This window comes from Microcystis sp. M113S1 (assembly GCF_020246945.1).
Classification (GTDB): Bacteria; Cyanobacteriota; Cyanobacteriia; order Cyanobacteriales; family Microcystaceae; genus Microcystis.
On record NZ_JADBSA010000241.1, the window covers coordinates 1 to 3355 of the forward strand.

At 39.8% G+C, this 3355-nt stretch carries 2 protein-coding genes and 1 pseudogene; all 3 read right to left on the reverse strand.

The window, feature by feature from the left end; translation table 11 throughout:
• Positions 1-140: 140 nt before the first annotated feature.
• Positions 141-389, reverse strand: a pseudogene (locus tag IM319_RS12005) (DUF2887 domain-containing protein); the annotation flags it as partial.
• A gap of 132 nt (positions 390-521) precedes the next feature.
• Positions 522-1556, reverse strand: coding sequence for a DUF559 domain-containing protein (locus IM319_RS12010; protein WP_287735766.1), 1035 nt, complete (start codon positions 1554-1556; stop codon positions 522-524).
• A gap of 193 nt (positions 1557-1749) precedes the next feature.
• Positions 1750-3201, reverse strand: a complete 1452-nt coding sequence (gatA, locus tag IM319_RS12015; protein WP_287735768.1) for an Asp-tRNA(Asn)/Glu-tRNA(Gln) amidotransferase subunit GatA — start codon at positions 3199-3201, stop codon at positions 1750-1752.
• Positions 3202-3355 lie beyond the last annotated feature (154 nt).

Genomic DNA, 3355 nt, shown 5'->3' on the forward strand with positions numbered 1-3355 from the left:
AAGCGATGTACTACAAGAAGGATAAAGCAAGGTTTTTGAAAGTCCCAATCCTATTTTCGCAGCATGAACATCGGACTTTAACAGGTCAAAAGCTTTATTTTAAAAGGGTTTTACCATTATTCAGCAGACCCTAATTCAGCTTCTTGTCTGCCTTCCTCTCTACCTTCCTCTAAAGCTTCCTGATACACTTTAGTTTGTTTTAAATCACTTAAACTAAACATCGCTTCTATCTACTTTCTACTGACTTGGGGTAACTTATAAACCAAAATTGTCTCTATCAATTCTAAAAGTTCTGGCTGTTGTTTGAGATTAGGGAATTCTTCTCTAATCCGTGGAATTAATTGTTTTCCCTGCTCGATCGCTCTTGCGATTGGTGCTATGATTAATTGTCAAACCCTCATCAACAAAGTTTTACTTCAATATATGGAGGGCAATTAAACTCAGCACCAAGCATGACCCTTCCGTAATCCTACTGTACGCTATAATTATAAGAACCATGAAATGCACCCTATTCTTAGTCTTCAAAAATCAAGGTTTATATCATAAAAATCAAAAAGTTTTTGGAAAAAATCTACCACTATAGACTCATAGTTTTCTTGCATAATTTCAGAAGCTCCAAATCGATAAACTTCATAACCTAGCAATTTTAACTTTCTATCTTCAGCTACCATTTCTGCATAAAGCTGAGGCTTCGCATATTCTCCATCAGCATAATGTTGTTTACCATCAATCTCGATAACAATTCTTTTTGATTTTGGCAATAATAATAAAAAATCCATACGTTGTCTTATCAATCTTCTCCCATTGTTATATCTTTTGAGTTCTTTGATAGTATAGGGATCATAATGTAAATAAACTTGTGGCAGTAGAGCGGGCGAATTTTCACCCCAACGACGACATAATTGCTCGTTTTTATAGTAAGTGTCAAAAAATCTAGATTCTACTGGATTATTTTGCAAGGATTCTTTAAGTCGTTTGTAAAGAGAATCTGCCGCTTCTGAATTTGACCAGCTAATAATTTTTTTATACTCTTTCCACCAATCAATTAACTCTATCCCTAATAATCCATGACTTTGAATCGGCTTATCATAGATCAAACAGGATTCTTTATACTTCGTAATTTCAATATCATTGCTAAGTGAATCTGAAAAAATAATTTCTGGTTTAAAAGAATTAGAGGCAAAAATAATATTTTTGATATTTTGATGTCCTAGTTTTTTGGTTAAATGAATTGTGTAGCCATTACTATCAACTTGAAAACCACTTTTTTCACAAATTCCTCTTAAAGTTTGCTTATGATCTTCCTTAATATGATAAGTGTTGTATAAAAGTATTGATTCAATTACTTTCAGAAATTTCTGAATATCGTTTTGATTTTCCCAATCAATCTTTGAGTAGTATCCATCCACTTGATCTAGGCGCGTAGATGCACGAGGCTCGTATTTATCAAATCCCGCATCCGTAAACCAACTATCTATTTGATCAATATAATATTTATATTTTAAGCAGCAAAATTGTCGAAACTCACTCTTTAATAAATCTAGATATATATTCATAGAGACACATCAACTTTCGGAGAAATCACCGATACATACAATACCAAATTCTGGCAATTCAGCATTAGGATCAAAATCAACAGATTGGTGGGTTATGGCGAATACCTTATTAGTTGCTTAACTGTCTCATTTGTCATCGCCTAACCCACCCTACTATTTGGCTATCGGCAAAAGATAGCCACCGGCAATTGTATCAATTTGTAAAAGATGGTTGACGTTTGTGCCAATCGGTGGCCTGTTCGTAGGCGTGGGCGACGTGAAATAATTGATCTTCGCGCAGCACATTACCCACTAATTGTAAACCAATTGGCAAACCTTGCCCATCAAAACCGCAGGGAAGACTTAACCCAGGTAAACCGGCTAAATTGACGGGAATAGTCATTAAATCTGATAAATACATACTCAGAGGCTCCGCGGTTTTTTCCCCGGCTTTAAAGGCTGTGGTCGGTGAAGTGGGAGAAACTAACACATCTACCGATTGAAAAGCTCGATCGAAATCCTCTTTGATCAAAGTCCTCACCTTTTGCGCTTTTAGGTAATAAGCATCATAATAACCCGCCGAGAGGGTATAGGTTCCCAACATAATCCGGCGCTTGACTTCCGCACCAAAACCCTGAGCGCGAGTCTTGGTGTACATATCAATTAAACTATCGGCATCTTCCCGAATACCGTATTTAACCCCATCGTAACGGGCTAAATTCGCTGATGCCTCCGAGGGGGCGATAATGTAGTAGGTGGGCAATCCGTAACGGAAACGGGGACAGGAAATCTCTTTAATCGTAGCACCGAGAGCCTTTAACTGCTCTAAAGCTTGATTAACTGCATCGGCAACCACCTGATCCAAACCTTCCCCGAAAGTTTCCTTAATTACGCCAATTTTTAGCCCTTTTAAACTGGTTTTCAGGAATTGGCTATAGTCGGGAATCGGCAGATTGAGACTGGTAGAATCTTGGGGATCGTAACCTGCGATCGCTTGTAATAAAATCGCCGCATCTTCCACTGTACGGCCAAAGGGACCGATCTGATCGAGAGAAGAAGCGTAAGCCACCAAACCAAAGCGAGAAACCAAGCCATAGGTCGGTTTTAGCCCGACAACGCCACAAAATGAAGCCGGTTGACGAATTGATCCCCCCGTATCCGATCCTAGGGCAATCACACATTCTTGAGCGGCCACAGCCGCAGCCGAACCCCCCGAAGATCCCCCCGGCACCCGGGATAAGTCCCAAGGATTAGCGGTAACGTGATAACCGGAGTTTTCCGTGGAACTACCCATGGCAAACTCGTCTAAATTGGTTTTACCGACGATAACTGCCCCTAAATCCCGTAATTTTTGGGTAACGGTGGACTCGTAGGGGGGGACAAAATTCTCTAAAATCCGAGAAGCGCAGGTGGTGGGGATACCCTTGGTGCAGAGATTATCTTTTAATGCGATGGGAATACCTGCTAACAGATGCAGGGGTTCACCCCTGGCGATTTTCTCGTCCACTTTTTGGGCTTGCGCGAGGGCTAAATCCGGAGTTAAATGGAGAAAGCTTTTTACTTGTGGTTCGATCGCTTCAATACGAGCGAGAAATTCTCTAGCGATTTCGACGGCTGTTTTTTCTTTATTAACGAGTTGTTGATGCAGTTGACGAATCGAAGTCATGTTCAGTTACCGGTTACCGAAATTTTGGGTTAAAGCCCCGTCCTTTTAGGACGGCTTTTTAAACTATATCTTGTTAACTTAACTTTTATTGTGATATACTGATTTTGTCTGAGTACCCCCTGCGTAAAATGTTTGTCTTAGAGTTTAAAGTTAA